This is a genomic window from Spirulina sp. CCY15215 (genome assembly GCF_016888125.1).
GTDB lineage: Bacteria > Cyanobacteriota > Cyanobacteriia > Cyanobacteriales > Spirulinaceae > CCY15215.
In genome coordinates, this window is the sequence record NZ_JACSWA010000517.1 from 1 (window position 1) to 16,708 (window position 16,708).

The 16,708-nt window shown below is 43.7% G+C and carries 16 protein-coding genes; 8 read left to right on the forward strand and 8 right to left on the reverse strand.

Features of this window, described 5'->3' with window-relative positions; genetic code table 11:
- On the reverse strand, positions 1 to 222 hold a 222-nt coding region (locus tag JUI58_RS17330), incomplete at its 3' end, for a hypothetical protein (protein ID WP_204105057.1).
- 51 nt (positions 223 to 273) lie between these two features.
- A complete protein-coding gene (locus tag JUI58_RS17335; protein WP_204105058.1) occupies positions 274 to 2,079 on the reverse strand; it encodes a protein kinase in 1,806 nt (601 codons plus the stop codon).
- Positions 2,080 to 2,204: 125 nt separating this feature from the next.
- On the opposite strand from JUI58_RS17335, the gene JUI58_RS17340 reads away from it, so the two are divergent.
- The gene (locus JUI58_RS17340; protein WP_204105059.1) at positions 2,205 to 2,543 is read left to right on the forward strand and encodes a P-II family nitrogen regulator; all 339 of its coding nucleotides are present in this window, start codon (positions 2,205 to 2,207) and stop codon (positions 2,541 to 2,543) included.
- A gap of 112 nt (positions 2,544 to 2,655) precedes the next feature.
- Positions 2,656 to 3,981: a four-carbon acid sugar kinase family protein gene (locus JUI58_RS17345; RefSeq protein WP_204105060.1), complete on the forward strand. Its 1,326-nt coding sequence runs from the start codon at positions 2,656 to 2,658 to the stop codon at positions 3,979 to 3,981.
- A 5-nt stretch (positions 3,982 to 3,986) separates the two neighbouring features.
- On the opposite strand, the gene JUI58_RS17350 is transcribed toward JUI58_RS17345, so the two are convergent.
- The gene (locus JUI58_RS17350; RefSeq protein ID WP_204105061.1) at positions 3,987 to 4,973 is read right to left on the reverse strand and encodes a succinate dehydrogenase/fumarate reductase iron-sulfur subunit; all 987 of its coding nucleotides are present in this window, start codon (positions 4,971 to 4,973) and stop codon (positions 3,987 to 3,989) included.
- A 573-nt stretch (positions 4,974 to 5,546) separates the two neighbouring features.
- Between JUI58_RS17350 and JUI58_RS17355 the strand changes: the two genes are divergently transcribed.
- Both JUI58_RS17355 and JUI58_RS17360 read left to right on the forward strand, forming a co-directional pair.
- Complete coding sequence (locus JUI58_RS17355; protein ID WP_204105062.1) at positions 5,547 to 5,957, forward strand: AbrB family transcriptional regulator; 411 nt, start codon at positions 5,547 to 5,549, stop codon at positions 5,955 to 5,957.
- Between the two features lie 95 nt (positions 5,958 to 6,052).
- Positions 6,053 to 6,898, forward strand: coding sequence for a CPBP family intramembrane glutamic endopeptidase (locus JUI58_RS17360; protein ID WP_204105063.1), 846 nt, complete (start codon positions 6,053 to 6,055; stop codon positions 6,896 to 6,898).
- Positions 6,899 to 6,909: 11 nt separating this feature from the next.
- Here JUI58_RS17360 and sppA read toward each other — a convergent pair whose 3' ends face one another.
- The 3 genes from sppA to JUI58_RS17375 are packed head-to-tail and all read right to left on the reverse strand — an operon-like array spanning position 6,910 to position 10,013.
- Positions 6,910 to 8,700, reverse strand: a complete 1,791-nt coding sequence (gene sppA / locus JUI58_RS17365; RefSeq protein WP_204105064.1) for a signal peptide peptidase SppA — start codon at positions 8,698 to 8,700, stop codon at positions 6,910 to 6,912.
- Positions 8,701 to 8,710: 10 nt separating this feature from the next.
- Positions 8,711 to 9,310, reverse strand: coding sequence for a cob(I)yrinic acid a,c-diamide adenosyltransferase (cobO, locus tag JUI58_RS17370; protein ID WP_204105065.1), 600 nt, complete (start codon positions 9,308 to 9,310; stop codon positions 8,711 to 8,713).
- A 31-nt stretch (positions 9,311 to 9,341) separates the two neighbouring features.
- Positions 9,342 to 10,013, reverse strand: a complete 672-nt coding sequence (locus JUI58_RS17375; protein ID WP_204105066.1) for a DUF2993 domain-containing protein — start codon at positions 10,011 to 10,013, stop codon at positions 9,342 to 9,344.
- Between the two features lie 237 nt (positions 10,014 to 10,250).
- On the opposite strand from JUI58_RS17375, the gene JUI58_RS17380 reads away from it, so the two are divergent.
- Complete coding sequence (locus JUI58_RS17380) at positions 10,251 to 11,039, forward strand: pseudouridine synthase (protein ID WP_204105067.1); 789 nt, start codon at positions 10,251 to 10,253, stop codon at positions 11,037 to 11,039.
- 18 nt (positions 11,040 to 11,057) lie between these two features.
- Positions 11,058 to 11,981, forward strand: coding sequence for a helix-turn-helix domain-containing protein (locus JUI58_RS17385; RefSeq protein ID WP_204105068.1), 924 nt, complete (start codon positions 11,058 to 11,060; stop codon positions 11,979 to 11,981).
- 61 nt (positions 11,982 to 12,042) lie between these two features.
- Here JUI58_RS17385 and JUI58_RS17390 read toward each other — a convergent pair whose 3' ends face one another.
- Positions 12,043 to 14,469, reverse strand: a complete 2,427-nt coding sequence (locus JUI58_RS17390) for a CHAT domain-containing protein (RefSeq protein ID WP_204105069.1) — start codon at positions 14,467 to 14,469, stop codon at positions 12,043 to 12,045.
- 170 nt (positions 14,470 to 14,639) lie between these two features.
- Here JUI58_RS17390 and JUI58_RS17395 point away from each other — a divergent pair, with 170 nt between their 5' ends.
- Together JUI58_RS17395 and JUI58_RS17400 are read left to right on the forward strand one after the other, a co-directional pair.
- Positions 14,640 to 14,951 carry a type II toxin-antitoxin system HigB family toxin gene (locus tag JUI58_RS17395; protein WP_204105070.1) on the forward strand — a complete coding sequence of 104 codons (312 nt, stop codon included), beginning with the start codon at positions 14,640 to 14,642 and terminating at the stop codon, positions 14,949 to 14,951.
- The gene (locus tag JUI58_RS17400) at positions 14,923 to 15,324 is read left to right on the forward strand and encodes a hypothetical protein (RefSeq protein ID WP_204105071.1); all 402 of its coding nucleotides are present in this window, start codon (positions 14,923 to 14,925) and stop codon (positions 15,322 to 15,324) included. The genes JUI58_RS17395 and JUI58_RS17400 overlap by 29 nt, the downstream gene beginning before the upstream one ends.
- A 53-nt stretch (positions 15,325 to 15,377) precedes the next feature.
- Here the strand turns inward: JUI58_RS17400 and dcm are convergent, their stop codons facing one another.
- Positions 15,378 to 16,679, reverse strand: a complete 1,302-nt coding sequence (gene dcm, locus JUI58_RS17405) for a DNA (cytosine-5-)-methyltransferase (RefSeq protein WP_204105072.1) — start codon at positions 16,677 to 16,679, stop codon at positions 15,378 to 15,380.
- Between the last annotated feature and the right edge of the window lie 29 nt (positions 16,680 to 16,708).

Below are 16,708 nucleotides of genomic sequence, written 5' to 3' on the forward strand. Positions count from 1 at the left end.
ACTGAAAGCAAGATTAACAACCCATTGAGTCCCTTCTCGATAAGCCTCGGATTTATCTGCGGAAAGTTCCAAACGACCTACCGACTTTTCTAGATGACCTACCGACTTTTCTAGATAACCTACCGACTTTTCTAGATGACCTACCGATCCGTCCAAATGATCCAAACGAGTCCGAATTTCTTTAAGTTCTTCGAGAATTTGAGTAGTTTCCGATCGCATCATAATAATTGCTCCAAATTAAACTCATCTACATTTTCAAGTTTAACGCTAAACTCAAACCCCTATAGCAGCGCGATCGCCACTCTTCCAAATTCTCACAGTCTTATCAAAACTCCCACTAGCCAAAATATTCCCATCGGGATTAAACGCTAACCCCTTCACGGCACCGAGATGATCCGTTAAAGTCAGGAACTCCTGACAAGTTGCGACTTCCCAAAACTTAATTGCACCCCCTTCACTCCCACTGGCTAAAATGCGCCCATCGGGACTAAAAGCGATCGCCGCAACACTCTTTTGATGTCCGATCAAACTCCCCATTTCCGTCCCCGTTTCCACCTCCCATAACTTAATCGTCCGATCTTGACTGCTACTGGCCAAAGTCTTTCCATCGGGACTAAAAGCGATCGCCGTTATCCCTGCAAACATCCCCGAATGCCCCTTAAACTGAGCAATTTCCTCCCCCGTCTCCACCTCCCACAAGCGCACAATTTTATCGAACCCCCCCGCAGCTAAAAGTTTCCCATCGGGACTAAAGACCAAACACCACATCCCCTCGGGACTGTCCCATAAACGCTCTTTTTTCCCCTCCTCTCGCACCTTAATTCCCCCTCCCATTCCCCCACTGGCCAAAATATTCCCATCGGGACTAAAGGCCACGCATAGTACCCCTGCAAGGTCTTGAAACTCCGCGATCGCCTTTCCTTGGGGAAACCGCCAAACTTTAAGACTGCGATCCAAACTTCCCACCGCCAATTTTTGCCCATCCCGACTAAAAGCCAAAGATGAAACACTATTTTGTTGTCCCGTTAAAGTGCGAATACTCCACAACGCTTGCATTGGCCAAAGATTCACCGTGCGATCGCGGCTACCACTGGCTAAAACGCTACCATCGGGACTAAAGGCCACGCAGGTAACGCCGTCAATGTGGGCTGTGAGGGTGTGTATACAGTGCCAATCCCTCGTTAGGATGTGCGGGATGTCTGAGGCATTCAGCGCCGTCAATGCCTCTAAAACGGCGTTTGCAGAAGGATAGCGATCGCGGGTCGCCCTAGCTAACATTCCCTCTAAAATTCTGCCGAGGCGATCGTCAATAGGACTCGGCAAAACCTGCTGCCATTGCCACCGCGCTGCCCCTACATCGTACAATTCCAGAGGGTCGATGCCCGTGAGTAAATGAATGCAAGTCACCGCCAAACCGTAGAGATCGCTGCTATAGGAAACTTGCCCAAATGCCTGTTCTGGGGCAGCATAACCCACAGTACCAATACTCGTCCCCTTCTTTTTTAACGCCGTTTCCGTTGCATATTTCGCCGCCCCAAAATCCACCAAAACCAAAGACCCATCCCACTGACGGCGAATAATATTTTCCGGTTTAATATCTCGATGAATCACTTTTCCGGCATGAACAAAGGCTAACACCGAGAGTAAATCCGTCAAAACTTGCCGTACTTCCGACTCCGTAAAAGTCCCCTTTGACCGCAACTCCGAAGCCAAATTTTCCCCCGCGATCGCCTCTTGAACAATGTATTGTTGGCGATCCTGCTCAAAATGAGCGTAAAGTTCGGGAATATGGGGGTGTTTTCCCAACTCCTCCAACCGTATCGCCTCCTGCTGGAAAAGATCGGCAGCTTTTTGCCAATTTCCCCGATCTTGGGGATAAAATTGTTTGACAACACAATCTGGCCGGGAAGGTTTGTACTCATCCCGCGCTAAAAAAGTTCGCCCAAACCCCCCCGAGGCGATCGCCTGCATGAGTCGATAACGTTGGGCGAGAAGTAATTTCCTCCCGCAATTGTGACAAAAATTAGCATTATCGATATTAAAGGGTTTCCTACAGTCTGGATTAGGGCAGTAACTCATAGACAACCGAAAGATTGTTCCCAACTTTAACAAAATTTCTTGAATTCCCCTGCAATAAAATCCTCGCTCTCTCTGTAAGATTTATAGAGGTAAATTCATCGATCGATTATTGAGGAGCTAAACCATTGAAAAAAGTAGAAGCCATTATCCGACCCTTTAAACTTGATGAAGTCAAGATCGCTCTCGTTAACGCTGGGATCGTAGGTATGACCGTTTCTGAAGTACGCGGTTTTGGACGGCAGAAAGGTCAAACCGAACGTTATCGCGGTTCGGAATACACGGTAGAGTTTTTGCAAAAGCTCAAAGTGGAAGTCGTTGTCGAAGATACACAAGTCGATATGGTCGTAGATAAAATTATCACGGCATCAAGGACGGGAGAGATCGGCGATGGCAAAATCTTTATCTCACCAGTAGAAGAAATCGTCCGTATTCGCACTGGCGAGAAAAATACCGAGGCGGTTTAACGCGAAAATCTCCGCAAAATAAGTTAGGGACCTTCTCGAGAAGGTCCCTACCTTGTTCAATCTTCTCCAAAATCTGCTTTACTAGGAAACTATCAGTTTTAGAAAATATTATATGAGCGATCGCCCAAAAATAATCGTTCTCGACGACGATCCCACCGGCTCCCAAACCGTTCACAGTTGCTTATTATTAATGCGTTGGGATGTGGAAACCTTGCGCTTGGGACTTGCTGATGATGCCAGTATTGTCTTTATTTTGACGAATACTCGGGCATTAACACCAGAACAAGCAGCAGAAGTGACGCGAGAGGTGACGCGCAATCTTAAAGTTGCCATTGAAGCTGAAGATATAAAAGATTTTTTGGTGGTCAGTCGTTCTGATTCTACTCTGCGCGGTCACTATCCTGTAGAAACTGATGTTATTGCCGAAGAATTGGGACCCTTTGACGCGCATTTTTTAACTCCTGCTTTTTTTGAAGGGGGACGCATTACCCGCAACAGTACCCATTATTTGTTAATTGACGGGGTAGAAACTCCTGTTCACGAAACTGAATTCGCTCAAGATTCTGTCTTTGGTTATAGTTATAGTTATTTGCCAGATTATGCGGCAGAAAAAACCAAGGGACGCATTAAAAGTAATGAGGTAGAATGTTTTTTGCTGACTGAAATTCGCCAAGGTACTCAAGAGAGATTAATGCAGTTGCAAGGAAATGTTTGTGGTGCTGTCGATGCGGAAAAGCAATCAGATCTGGATCGTTTTGCGGAGGATATTCTTGCAACAGCAGGGAAGGGAAAACGCTTCTTGTTTCGTAGTGCAGCAAGTTTGCTCACTTCTTTAGCTCAATTGGGTCCCCAGCCGGTTCCTGCTGAAAATATGGCACAATACGAGCGATCGCCGCGACCAGGAGTTGTGTTAGTGGGTTCTCATGTCCAGAAAACGACCCGACAGTTAGAACAATTATTACAAGAAACAGGAATTGCCCCGATTGAAGTGGATGTAGTGCGCTTGCGAGACAATTTAGCAGAGAAAACCTCATTACAAGCAGAAATCTTACAAAAAGTTAACACGGCGTACAATGCCGGACAAACCCCCATTATTTATACAAGTCGCAAAGAGTTACAGTTTGCTGACATTCAACAGCGTTTAGATTTTGGTCAAGAAGTTTCCCGTTTATTAATGAATATTGTCAAAGGGTTGCCCTCGGAGATAAGTTTTTTAATCAGTAAAGGTGGCATTACCTCCAATGATGTCTTAAGTACCGGTTTAGAATTGCGATCGGCGCGATTATTAGGGCAGATTTTGCCAGGATGTTCAATGGTTATCACCCCCGAGGATCATCCCCAATTCCCCAAATTACCCGTTGTGCTTTTTCCAGGTAACGTCGGAGACGATCGCGGACTAGCAACCGTCTATCAACGCTTAAGCAAAAATAAAACATAAATCCCTCATCCCTCATAACTCTCTTTAACAGATTCAATCAGCGATCGCACCTCCTGGGTTCCCTCAGATGCCTCGAAAGTGAGGGGAAACTTGCCTTTAGCGATCATTCTCAACCCCAGGGGTGCTAGACTCATTAAGCCTTGTAAATCGCGAAAATAATTGCCCACCACTTGAATACCAAATTTGCGCTCATCAACCCACCCTCCCGCTTTCACCAGATCGACGAGGACCTTGCGATGGCGAATGGGACGACTCGCACCGTGGTTATTGCGTGCTAGGATTTCTTGTTTAATCTCCCCAATGCGATCCATCGGTTGAACTTCCATCGGACAAACTTCATTGCACATATAACAGCGCGTGCAACCCCAAACCCCTTCTATACCTTGCTTATACCGATCTAAGCGTTCTTCCTTCTGACTATCCCGCGAATCCTTAACCATGCGCTGTGCCTTCGCTAAAGCATGAGGACCGACAAAATCTGGATTTACCTCCCGCGCATTGCATTCCGAATAACAGGCACCGCATAAAATACAATTTCCCGAGGCTTCTAACTGCGATCGCTCTTTCGGAGTTTGCAAGAATTCTCGTTCGGGAATATTGCGTCCTTGGGTACTAACATAAGGATCGATCGCTTCCAAATTATCCCAAAAACTTTTCATCTCCGTAACCAAATCTTTAATAACCGGAAAATTACCCAAAGGCGCGATCGTAATTTCGGGAAGATTAGTAGAATTGACCTGGGGAAAGCGAGAAATTTCACTGCCTACATTTTCCTTGCAGGCTAAAGCAGAACGACCGTTGATTCGCATGGTACAACTACCACAGATCGTGTTGCGACAATTCTTGCGAAAGGCGAGACTTCCATCTATTTCCCACTTAATGCGATTAAGACATTCCAAAATCGTATTCCTCCCTTCAACCTCCAACCGATAACTTTGGAGCTTGGGAAGCCCTTTCGGTTGCTGTCGAACAATTTTAAAAATAACTTCCATACTGGCAAATAACTTGATTTTTTAACCATAATATCGAGGCAGTTTTCCTTGTTGACATTTTCTCAGGGAGGAAGACTGTCGAACCCGACTCTAGTTTAAAACATTTTCTCCCCATTCCCTCCTTTTCTAATTGTCTCTCGCGATCGCCTTCCCCCTCGCGCCAAAATTGGAGGCGATCGCCGCAGACAACATTTACTCAAGTCCTAATATTTGGCTGTTGGCCTTCTGCTATTTTCACTACTAGCAAGAAAAAAACTCCTCAATTTTGCTCCCTGGTGCGATCGCCAAAAAAATATTCCCGACTTTACCCCCTCATTTTCCCTCCAATATTGAGATAGAGTATCCCAATCTCCAAGATTTTTTTACTTTATACCCCGATCTGGGCTGTTCCCTATCCTCAATTTTTTCTAGATAAGTAAATCTCTCTACCCTTAATTTTGTAAATTGTTAAAATTATTCCGAAAAAAACTTGACTTTGACCATACATTTAGGGATATATTTCTTATATGATGAGATATTAGAAGCGAAATGCTTCAGACAAACACTGAAAGTTCAAGGAGACTTTTTCAGATTATGTCCGAACAACCAACTCCATTGACGGGAAAAGCCTTACTGACTAAAGTTAAAGAGCTATCCCACTTACCGCGCCGAGAAACAGCAAAACGTTGCGGTTATTACAGCGTAGGTAAAAACGGCAGTACGCGGGTCAATTTAACGGATTTTTATGATGCAGTGCTTGCTGCTAAAGGCGTTGCTCTCGATCCAGACGGTGCTAAAGACGGTCGCGGACGGGAGCCGACTTATAAAGTCAGCGTGCATCAAAACGGCCAAATTGTCATCGGTTCTACCTATACAAAGGCGATGGGATTGAAGCCTGGTGATATGTTTGAAATTAAGCTGGGTTACAAGCACATTCACCTCAAGCAACTTGAGGAGGGTGAATATGAGGTGGATGAGGAAATGGACGAAACAGAAGTCGCCTAAAATTGCGATCGCTGCCATTTTGCAATAAGTCGCAACATCTACCGAGGGTTATTTTTAAAGCAATTTTTCTTTGCTCTCGGTGGGTGTTAAAGCCAATGAAGCTCTTATTATTCTTCCTACAACAAGGGTTTGAGTCCCTGATAACGGCAGATGGATGGGTTAAAGGAATAGCTTTCTTTTTAATGTGGGCGATCGCCTGGTTGCCCATTGCTTTTCCTTTAGCAATTTTCTTGAAAATTCGTCCCACCCAGTCCTTAACTCCCCAACAAAAATTGCCTCTGTTGGCTTCTCTTTATGCGATCGCCCCCTTTATTATTTGGGCATCTCTACTGGTGAGTGGGGAATCTTTGCTGGACTATGGTTTGCACTTACAGCACGAGTTTTTTATTTCTTTAGGGCTGGGAATTGCTGTGGGAATTTTAGGATTAGCGCTCGTCTTTGCCCTTGAATCTCGATGGGGTTGGATAGAATGGCATCCCGAAAAAATACCACAATTTGGTAAATTATTAATCCCGATTTTAGCTTTAGCCCTGGCCCTGGCGATCATAGAAGAAACTATTTTCCGAGGATTCTTATTCAACGTCCTCTCCGAAGATAGCGGATTATGGGGAGGAATTGTCTTTTCCAGCCTTATTTTTGCCCTCTCCCATCTGCTTTGGGAGGTAAAAGATACCTTACCTCAATTACCTGGACTGGTGTTAATGGGGGGGATTTTGGCTTTAGCTAGAGGGGTCGATGATGGCAATTTGGGATTAGCTTGGGGACTCCACGCAGGATGGATTTGGGGGCTAACTTGCTTGGATTCTGCTGCTTTAATATCCTACAATATTGATGCGCCCCAGTGGTTCGTGGGTCTGGGAGAAAAACCCCTTGCGGGGCTGGCCGGAATTGCTTGTTTACTACTGACCGGAATCATCTTAGGGGTAAAATTTGCCTTTTGAGTTAGTTTGCGTTAGTCAATGTTGAGAGAGAAGGGAAAGAGAGTATAAATATTTTTAGGATCGTTGAGATTTTGGAGAATATTTAATTCTTTCTGTAGATTTTGCCATTCTCTGATTAAGGGTGTTTTCTGCTGTGTTTTCTGCGGTGCGATCGCCAGAGAAAATAAACTCCCTAAAAGTTCATTGAAAGTAGGTTCCTCCCGATACTCCTCCACCTGCCAATCTTCCCCTAAATCCGCCTTTTTCGCAGCATAGGCGATCGCCGCATCCAGTCCCCCCAATTCATCCACCAAGCCGAGTTTCTTCGCATCTAGACCCGACCAAACGCGACCTTGGGCGATCGCCGCTACAGTTTCCCTCGGCAAATAGCGAGACTTAGCAACTTTATCGAGAAACAGGTCATAAATGCGATCGACCCCCCCTTGAATGATTTTTAATTCTTGTTCAGTTTTAGGGCGAGAAATCGAGCTTATATCCGCAAAAGGAGCCGTTTTGACCACATCCCAAGTTAGACCATTTTCCGCCGCAATTTTCTCAATATTGGGTAGAATGCTAAAAACCCCAATCGATCCCGTAACTGTAGTGAGTTCAGCAAAAATGCGATCGGCTCCCATCGCAATCCAGTATCCCCCAGATGCAGCCACATTGCCCATAGAGACAATCGTGGGTTTTTTCTTTTGTAGTAATTGCAATTCCCGCAAAATCAATTCCGAGGCTAAAGCGCTGCCTCCTGGGCTATCAATTCGCAACACTACCGTTTTAATCTCATCATCATCTCGGAGTTCTCGCAACTGGCGCACAAGGCGATCGCTGCCCATTTGTTCCCGATCTCCTTCTCCATAAACAATCGTCCCCCGTGCGTATAAAACTCCTACTTTATTGGCAGAAGATAGAGATTCTTGGCGAGTAATTTCCGCATAAGTGCCTAAATCAATCTGTCGAAATCCCTGCTTTTTCTTCGACTGTTGCGTGAGTTCTCGGAATTTTGCCTCCACCTCATCGAAATAAGCCAATTCGTCCGCCAAACCCGTAGCAATTGCCTCTTGGGGGAGAAATACTCCCCGCGTGCTAACTAAATTCTGGAGTTGTTGCGGTGAGATTTCCCGACTTTTGCCAACAACTTGCAAAAAATTCCCCCATAAGTCTCCGAGTAAATTCTCCAACTGTTCTCGATTTTCCGAACTTAATTGCTTTTGAGTATAAGGTTCGACAGCAGACTTGTATTTACCCACCCTCACAATTTGTACACCAATGCCAAACTTTTCTAATGCCCCGGTGAAAAACAATTGTTGCGATCCCAATCCATTTAACTCCATCTCCCCCATCGGATTCAGCAAAATCTCATCGGCGATCGAGCCCAGATAATATTTTCGTTCTGTCCAATCCACATCATAAGCAATAATTTTCTTATCTGCCTCCTGAAATTTTTCTAAAGCGCGACGGAGAGCCTGTAAATTAGCATAACCGCTACTCCCCTCCCCGCCACTGCCATCTAAGAATAATGCCACGATGCGATCGTCTTTTGCTGCCGCTTCGATCGCCTTAACTGCGTGACGCAAAGACAGAATATTGCCATCCCCTTCCGTAAAACTTGCTGCGAAAGAGGCGATCGGGACAGTATCTTGAATTTCTGCGGATAGATCGAAGGTTAAAATAGACTTATCCTTGAGGCGAGGCGCTTCTTCCTCCACTAAAGCAGCCAGCAAAATAGCCGTGAAAATGCTGACCCCAAAAATAGAAAAGAGGACAAAGGCCAAAAACGTCCCCAGCAAACTAGCAAAAATTTGTTTTAAAAACTGCATAAGAATTTAACTAGAATTCAATTCCAGGTTGAGCCTTAATATTTTGTTCGCGAAAAGGATGTTTAATGAGGGTCATTTCTGTGACCAGATCGGCTCTGGCAATTAGTTCTGGGGGTGCGCCTCGTCCTGTGAGAATAACGTGAGACTCTGGGGGCTTTTCTTCCAGTCCAGCTAAAACATCTGCCACTGCTAGATAGCCCAATTTTAAGGCAATATTTACTTCATCAAGAAGAACGAGGCGATAATGGGGATCGCGAATGTATTCTACTGCGGTTTGCCAAGCTGCTGTTGCTTTTTCAATGTCGCGATCGCGGTCTTGAGTTTCCCAGGTAAAACCTTCCCCCATTGCTTTAAACACCAATTGGTCAGAAAAACGCCCCAAAACCTCTTTTTCCGCCGGTTCCCATGCACCCTTAATAAACTGCACGATCGCCACCTGATAGCCATGACCCAGCGATCGCATCACCATACCCAAAGCGGCGGTAGTTTTTCCCTTACCATTCCCCGTATGCACGATAATTAAGCCCTTATCCTGGGATTTCTCCGCAAGGCGTTGCTCTTGTACTTCCTTGCGTCGCTGCATTTTTTGCTTGTACTTATCTTTATCCATTTTCGTGATTTGATTATTAATAATTATTTATTCAAGGATTGACAATAATTCCCCCCTTAATAAAGATTTGACCTGTTGATAAGTTTAACTCCTCTAATTGCACCTCCGCTCCCAAATCGAGATGAAACTCCTCGGGAATTTGTTTGAGAAATGAACTCTCGATCGCCAAAGGAAATAAACGTAGTTGGGATGGACTTAATAACGCCAAACCCGCTTGTAAACGTAAAGGGGTTGCATTTTCGTCAGGAGTTGTTAAAATGCCCGTGAGGAAGATTTCTTGGGGCTGAATCTCTATATTTTGCCAGTTAATCTGCCAATCTTCTAAATTGTTATCCCCTTGAGTGGGAACAAGATTGAACAAAAAATCCTTTAATGCCGTTGCTAGTAAAGGGGAATTTAAAGAAGTTTGCAGATCCCTTTCTGCGAGTAAAATCTCCCCCCTCGCTGTAATCGGCTCGAGAATTTGCAGAGGCTTGCCCTTAATAACCTGACCTAAATTAATGCGGATATTCTCCCCAATAATACATCCTTGGGTAAAGTGTAAGCCTTGATAAATTGCACCCTCGATCGCCAAGGCAACCTTGGGAATGTAACCTGTCAAGATTTGGCGATTTTTCCCCGAAATCTTCACCTCCAAATGTTCGAGGCGATCGGTCTGCGATCGCAACCACAAACGAAAGGCGAGGGAGATTATTTTGCCCATCGGTTCCCTAGATGTTTCGGTTATCCCCATTGACTTAATCGCTGAAGTTACGGTATTAAAGGAAGAATGAGTGCAAATCTACAGCAATTTCTGGGAATTGTTTCCGCAAATCGAGAAAGATTTTTAGGTAAACGCGACTGAACCCTGTTAAGATTTGTAGATAGTTTACTAAACTTCATGTTTTTCCTTCATTTTGTGGAATTGTATCGCGTTCGATTTGAGTAGGGGTAGACCTTGATGCAGGAAAGGGTGCAAAAAATAATATCCCAGCGCGGCATTGCATCCAGGAGGCAGGCTGAAACAGCAATTTTAGCCGGTCGCGTGCGGGTTAACGGTCAATTGGCTCATTTAGGTCAAAAAGCCGATCTTCTCCAAGGCGATCGCATTGAAATTGATGGCAAGGCGATCGATAATGGGCTTCTGCAAAAAGTTTATCTTTTGCTCAATAAACCCCTCGGAGTCGTTTGTACCTGCCGAGATCCCCAAGGGAGAAAGACGGTTCTTGATTGTCTTCCTCCTCAATACCGAAAAGGTAGGGGCATTCATCCCGTCGGACGTTTGGACATCAACTCAACTGGAGCAATTATTTTAACCAATGATGGCGAATTAACTCTAGCTTTAACCCATCCGCGCTATCATTTGCCTAAAACCTATCGGGTTTGGATTGAGGGGCATCCCCCAGAGTCCATTTTGCAACAATGGCGAGAAGGCTTAATGCTTTCAGACCAAATGACCTTACCAGCTCGAGTTAATATTGTAAAATGCGATCGCCAGGAAACTTGTTTAGAAATTGTGTTAAAAGAAGGAAAAAATCGCCAAATTCGTCGAATTGCCGAGAAACTCGGCTATCCTGTTACTAAACTGCATCGAAGTGCGATCGCCTCGATCGAGTTAAAATCCCGCGATCGTCCCCCGTTATCATTGGGTGATTATCGCCTTCTCTCACAGCAGGAAATTTGTTTGATTTCTACTCAGATTTCTACTCAGATTTCTTTTCAATCCTTGCCCACATTCAAAAGCCTGTAGACTCACGGAGAACCTTAAATGCACAAGCAAATTCATCTGACCCCAACTCAAGAGGACAAACTCAGAGAATTAGGCGCTTATCTCCGGGAAATTCGCCTAAGAAACTCCCTCTCCCTTTATGAGGTAGAAGAAAAAACGCGAATTAAGGCTTGCGTACTAGAGGCGATTGAAGAAGCGAAAGCTGAAGAATTGCCCGAACCGGTCTATGTTCGTGCTTTGATCAAACAATTTGCCAATGCCCTCGGGTTAGAAGGGAAAGAGCTTGCGACGGCTTTTCCCGTGGATGGCAACATCGGAGAGATAAAACCCTCTTGGCAACCGGTACGACGTTATAATGTTCGCCTTTTTCCTTGGTATCTGGCCTATACTCTGATTTTAGTCTGCGCGATGAGCGGTTTTTCCTTGCTCTTTTCGCGATCGGGAGTAAATTTAACAACGACCTCTCCTCTAGAAGAAGAAAATGGTAATACAAAAACAACAGAAGTTGCCGTTGACTCAGCCAATAAATCAACCCCTAAACCTAAAATAACACCACAAACTCCTATTCAGGCTGTTGCTGAATCTCCTCAGCAGAATAAAACCCCTAAAACACCAGAGGTAGCCTCACAATCTGCTCCTGCTCCTGTAACAAATGCGGCTCAAACCGTCAGCGATCGCCCCAATGAAAACCAACCGGCACCCAACTCCGATTCTCCTGTTGTGGTTTCTATGACTCTTCAAGATGATTGTTGGTTGAAAGTAGTTGCAGATGGCAAGATTGTTTATCAAGGAACTCTCTCAAAAGGAGAGCAAAAAACCTGGCAAGCAAGCAAACAGATTACAGTAGTGGCAGGAAATGCCGGTGGTGTTGTTGTTGCTATCAACAATCAAGAAGCTAAACCTCTGGGAACACCAGGATCGGTTGAAACAGCAGTATTCCTACCCTCTGAACCACGCTCTTAGTAATGAAATGAGCGATTTTACCCTAAATTAGGTAGGGCGGGCATTGCTTTTACATAGGCCATCACAATTTTTGCCAATCTTGAATGGCTTGTTCCGACCATAACCAATTCTGACTTAATCCTTGTACCTGAAATTGGAGGGGGGCTGCATTCATGACAGTTTGTCGTAATTTTCGTGCTTTATCTGTAAGGACTTTAGCCTGTTCGGGTGATGCTTCTGTTGAAAGTTTTTGCAATCCTAATGCTAACCCAGCATAGGTGTTGAGAATATCGGGATTTTGTAATAAATCGGGATTTTCTGTTTGCGTGTCGCTTAATGCTAGGGCATCATACCAAACTTGATTGGCACGATTTGTTTGCCCTTCGGCGTAGTAAGCAAACCCCAAGGCATTTTTATAGGCGATCGCCTCGGGTTTTCCTTTTGTGGCAACCTCCCAATAGCGACGGGCATCAGTGATATGATATGTAGGCTCTCCAGCAAGAGTCGCTTGCCATGCCAACCGTCCACGCAAAAAACTAATTTCTGGTTTGTCGAGTTGTGGGGTGGGAATGATAGCTAGGGCAGATTCAGCAAAGGGAAGGGCATTGCGATCGAGTAAAGCCTGAACTGCAGCCGATCCGGTGCTTAAATTGCCTGCACTAAATTGTTCGATCGCCAAACTGGTGAGGCGATCGGTACTCACATCTTGAAAATCCAAATTTTCTAAATTGAGAGATTTTTCCTCATTACGGGTTGTTTCGATGGGATTCCCGTTGAAATGGTTATTGTAAGCATACCAAACTCCCAAACCACTCCCGGCGATCGCGATCGCCCCCACTCCAGCCAGTAAAGTAATTTGAAGGGGAGTTTTTTTATCCTTTGCTTTTTTGTCCTTTGCTTGAGTTGCAGATTGTGACGACTGTTCTTCAATGGGGGATGGGGCATGGGTAATAGGTGATGGAGGATTGTCGGTTCTTTCTTCCTCCTTCTCTGCTGCAAAATCACTTAAAATATTGCGAACAAAACTTTCTTCCTCTGCTATTTTCCCTTCATCAATAGGAATTTGTTCCCTTGCGTGTCCATCAGAACCATAGTTTGTGGGTCTGTAGAAGGCATCGGCTGTACCATTAGGAGAAGAAGGGGCTAGATAATCATCATCATCTGTAAAATCGTCAAAATCATCTGCTAAATCTTCTTCAAAATTGTCTTCTAACCATGCAGTTTCTCCCGTCATGGGCATTTCTTCGCGATCATAAAAATCCAAGGGATCGAATCCTTCTGTTTTGCTTTGTCCCGTCACTAAAATCCCATCAAAGTCAGGATGAAGATAGAGAACGGGAAGCGCCCAGTATAGCTGATTGGAACCGTAGGCCGAGATTAACCCCTGTCGCGCCCGAGAGAGACTCAGATCGATGGGATAACTGCAAACAAGATTGCGATAGAGAAGGCGGGTTAAAGTGAGAGCAACTTCATCGGGAATACGTTCCGCCATTGCTAAAACGGCGGGAATTCCTCGTTTAACTAACGTTCTAGCAAGATTGCGATCGCCTGCTTTCCCCTTATCTTTTTCTTCATCTAAAGCGGTATCTGCACTACGACAGGAATTAAAAACCGCCAATTGAATGCCATTATTCGCCAATAAACCTGCTAAGTCTTCCCCATAAAGGCGTTCCGTCAATCCTGTAGTATTGCTGACCAAATAGATATCACCGCCGGACTCTCCTAAGTTACTATGACCGGCGTAGTGGAAAACTTGATAGTTACCTTGTTCTAAGGCTTGAGTTAATTCTTCTCGTCCTGGTTGTTCGAGAAGAGTCAATTCTAGCTGAGGAAAGCCTTCTCTAGCGTTACGTTCCAGTTCTGCTTTGAGGTTGAGGGCTTCTTGTTGTAAGGCGAGATTATCTTGGTCGTCAGGTTCCGCGATCGCCATTAAAATGCGTAAGGGTCGTTCCTTGTGAACGGTTGATTGTTGGGAGTTAGCGGCGAAAGGACTCCCAATTTGATAGCGAGAAAAGGCGATATCGGTACCCGTCGCGAGGGGTTGAAAAAGGGATTCTCCCAATTCATTACGGTTAGCGTGGAGGACTTCCCAAGGAATGCGCGAGAGGCGACTTCCTTTCATTCCTAAGCGCAGACGCAGGACGGATCGATGGTGATAGGCGATACTTTGGGCAGCGATCCAGCTATCCCGCAGGCTGCCTTGAAACAGTTCTTCATAAAGATTCTGTCCCAAACTGGCAAGGTTTAAGATTGCTTCTTGAGTGTTGCCTTTGTTGAGTTGTCCGGTGATAAAGAGAAAATCATCTTCGGGAGATCCATTTCCCTGCATGAGGTTAAGCAGGGGATCGTTCATTAACTGTTTAGCGCGATCGAGCCACGTTCCTACTGGCCAGTGCAAGCGTTCTTCTGCAAGGGGAACTCCTGGGGCGACTTTCTCGGTGCGTACCAGATAATCGTCGCTTCCTAGAGGTGTGATGGAGAGTTGAAATTCCTGAAACACAGAAGACATGGCAGGTATTGAGGACGGCAGGGGGAGCAAGAACTAATTAAATGATAGACGGGTTTGCTCGTTTGGATGTTTCTGTTATCGTGATGTTAAACAATTTAACCTCGATCGCCTGTAAAATAGGAAAAGTCAACCGCGATCGCTCAAACCGAAAGAACTAAAATTAAATAATCATGCGTATTATTAGTCGCAAAGCACTGAGAGAATTTTGGGAAAAACACGCCAATGCTCAATCAGGACTTTTACTTTGGTACGATCGCATTATCAATGCTAGTTTTAACGATCTTAGCGAGATTCGGCAAGTTTTTCCATCAGCCGATTTAGTGGGAAATTTGACAGTTTTTAACATTAGTGGAAATCGTTATCGATTGATTGCTTACATTGACTACGAATATAAAATCCTTTTTATTCGTTCTGTACTGACTCATGCAGAATACGATAAGGAGAAATGGAAAAATGACGATTGGTTTGAAAACTCTCAGTGATTATTATCTCGAATTGATAATGCACTTTCCTCCTCGTCCGATTACCAATGAGGAAGAATACCAAGCAACTCAAGAACAAATTAACAAAATATTAGACCAACCTAAAATAACCGACGACGATCGCGCTTATCTGAAAATATTGGGACTAACCATTTATGATTATGAAGAAAAACATGAAAGTTTTCCTATTTTGCGAGGAGTCGATCTAATTATAGCCTTACTTGAGGAGTCGAATTTGAGCGATCGCGATTTAATTCCTATATTAGGAAACAAAACTATTGTCAAAGAAATTCTCGATCGAGATCGTCCCCCTTCTTTGGAAGAAAGTATAAAACTGGCAACATTCTTTCAAATTGCTGCCGATCGGTTTTAAAATTAAATGCGATCGCATTTTGAATCTTGGCTAATTTTGCTGTTCCAGAGAAATCATTCTAAAGAATATAATCGATGAGCAATTTTCTCAATAACTGAAACAACTACCGTATTTCCCAATAAATCAAAGGCTTTTTTTGGAGATAAATCAATCTGATAGGATTCAGGAAAAGCAAATAATCTCAATCCTTCTCGAATAGTTAATTTTCTTAATCCATCTCCATCAACAATTGCTAATCTTTCCATATCTGTGGCCACCAGTGTCGGCGCAAAACTGTTTGTATCTAAAACTTTCGATATCTCAAAACTGAGCTTACCCGTAACAAGATTATATCCTTTTGGTAAATCCATTCTCGCCAGTCTTTTTTTGACTTTCTGATTATTTTTATTGAAAACTTCTACTTCATCTTTAGGGTACTCAAAAGCAAGATATTTTTTTTCTACAAGATCGTCTAATAATATTTTTAAATCTTTGGATTCAAAAAGATTATCAGGATTAAAAAAACTAGCAATCTCTTCAAGAGTTAAAGGCATTCCATCCATCCATTTAATACCTTTTAGCTCTGCCCATTTTTTCTTTCTTCGTTCTTTTAGTAAAATATTCAAAAATATTCTTTGTGTTTTATTGACTTCTCCCTTAAGATTGATATCCCAACTGTGAATATTATTTTTTCCACCTCTTTTGTCTTTAATAGACTTACCTGCTAATTCATGTATAGAATATTGTGCGAGTAAATTATCGACAAATTTTGTTTTTAAAGTTGGTTTGCCTGTTTCTAAAATATGCGATAGAAAAACAGGTTTTGACTTTGGCAAAGTATCGAGGAAAATAGGATGCGATCGCGTCCCTACAATATAGATTCTCTTACGATCTTGAGGTACGCCAAAATCGAGAGCATTCAAAACTTCCCAAGTCACTTTATAGCCTAAATCCTTTAACTTATGTAAAATTGTCTTTAAAGTTTTGCCGCTATTATTAGTTACTAAACCTTCCACATTTTCTAAAATAAATTTTTCTGGTTGCTTGTCTCTCAAAATTCGTTCGACTTCAAAAAATAAAGTTCCTCTGGTATCGGCAAATCCTTGTCTTGTTCCCGCACTACTAAAGGCTTGACAGGGAAAACCTGCCAAAAGAATATCAAAATCTGGAATCTCTTGACTGTTAATTTCTCTAATATCTTCCCAAACTTCACTATTCGGAAAATTCTCTTGATAGATGCGGACAGCATCTACTTTAATCTCTGACGTAAAAACACACTGAGACTTAAGATTGAGTTGCTGACAAGCACGTTCTAATCCTAGGCGAGTACCACCCAAGCCTGCAAATAGATCGATAAATCGAATTGTTTTTTTCATTGAGAGATTCTCTAAAATGCCGATCGGTC

Bases quoted from the DNA above. Each gene is read 5' to 3' on its own strand.
- JUI58_RS17335 (WP_204105058.1), bottom strand. From the start codon at position 2,079: ATGAGTTACTGCCCTAATCCAGACTGTAGGAAACCCTTTAATATCGAT.
- JUI58_RS17345 (WP_204105060.1), top strand. From the start codon at position 2,656: ATGAGCGATCGCCCAAAAATAATCGTTCTCGACGACGATCCCACCGGC.
- JUI58_RS17350 (WP_204105061.1), bottom strand. From the start codon at position 4,973: ATGGAAGTTATTTTTAAAATTGTTCGACAGCAACCGAAAGGGCTTCCC.
- JUI58_RS17355 (WP_204105062.1), top strand. From the start codon at position 5,547: ATGTCCGAACAACCAACTCCATTGACGGGAAAAGCCTTACTGACTAAA.
- JUI58_RS17360 (WP_204105063.1), top strand. From the start codon at position 6,053: ATGAAGCTCTTATTATTCTTCCTACAACAAGGGTTTGAGTCCCTGATA.
- sppA (WP_204105064.1), bottom strand. From the start codon at position 8,700: ATGCAGTTTTTAAAACAAATTTTTGCTAGTTTGCTGGGGACGTTTTTG.
- cobO (WP_204105065.1), bottom strand. From the start codon at position 9,310: ATGGATAAAGATAAGTACAAGCAAAAAATGCAGCGACGCAAGGAAGTA.
- JUI58_RS17375 (WP_204105066.1), bottom strand. From the start codon at position 10,013: ATGGGCAAAATAATCTCCCTCGCCTTTCGTTTGTGGTTGCGATCGCAG.
- JUI58_RS17380 (WP_204105067.1), top strand. From the start codon at position 10,251: ATGCAGGAAAGGGTGCAAAAAATAATATCCCAGCGCGGCATTGCATCC.
- JUI58_RS17385 (WP_204105068.1), top strand. From the start codon at position 11,058: ATGCACAAGCAAATTCATCTGACCCCAACTCAAGAGGACAAACTCAGA.
- JUI58_RS17390 (WP_204105069.1), bottom strand. From the start codon at position 14,469: ATGTCTTCTGTGTTTCAGGAATTTCAACTCTCCATCACACCTCTAGGA.
- JUI58_RS17395 (WP_204105070.1), top strand. From the start codon at position 14,640: ATGCGTATTATTAGTCGCAAAGCACTGAGAGAATTTTGGGAAAAACAC.
- JUI58_RS17400 (WP_204105071.1), top strand. From the start codon at position 14,923: ATGACGATTGGTTTGAAAACTCTCAGTGATTATTATCTCGAATTGATA.
- dcm (WP_204105072.1), bottom strand. From the start codon at position 16,679: ATGAAAAAAACAATTCGATTTATCGATCTATTTGCAGGCTTGGGTGGT.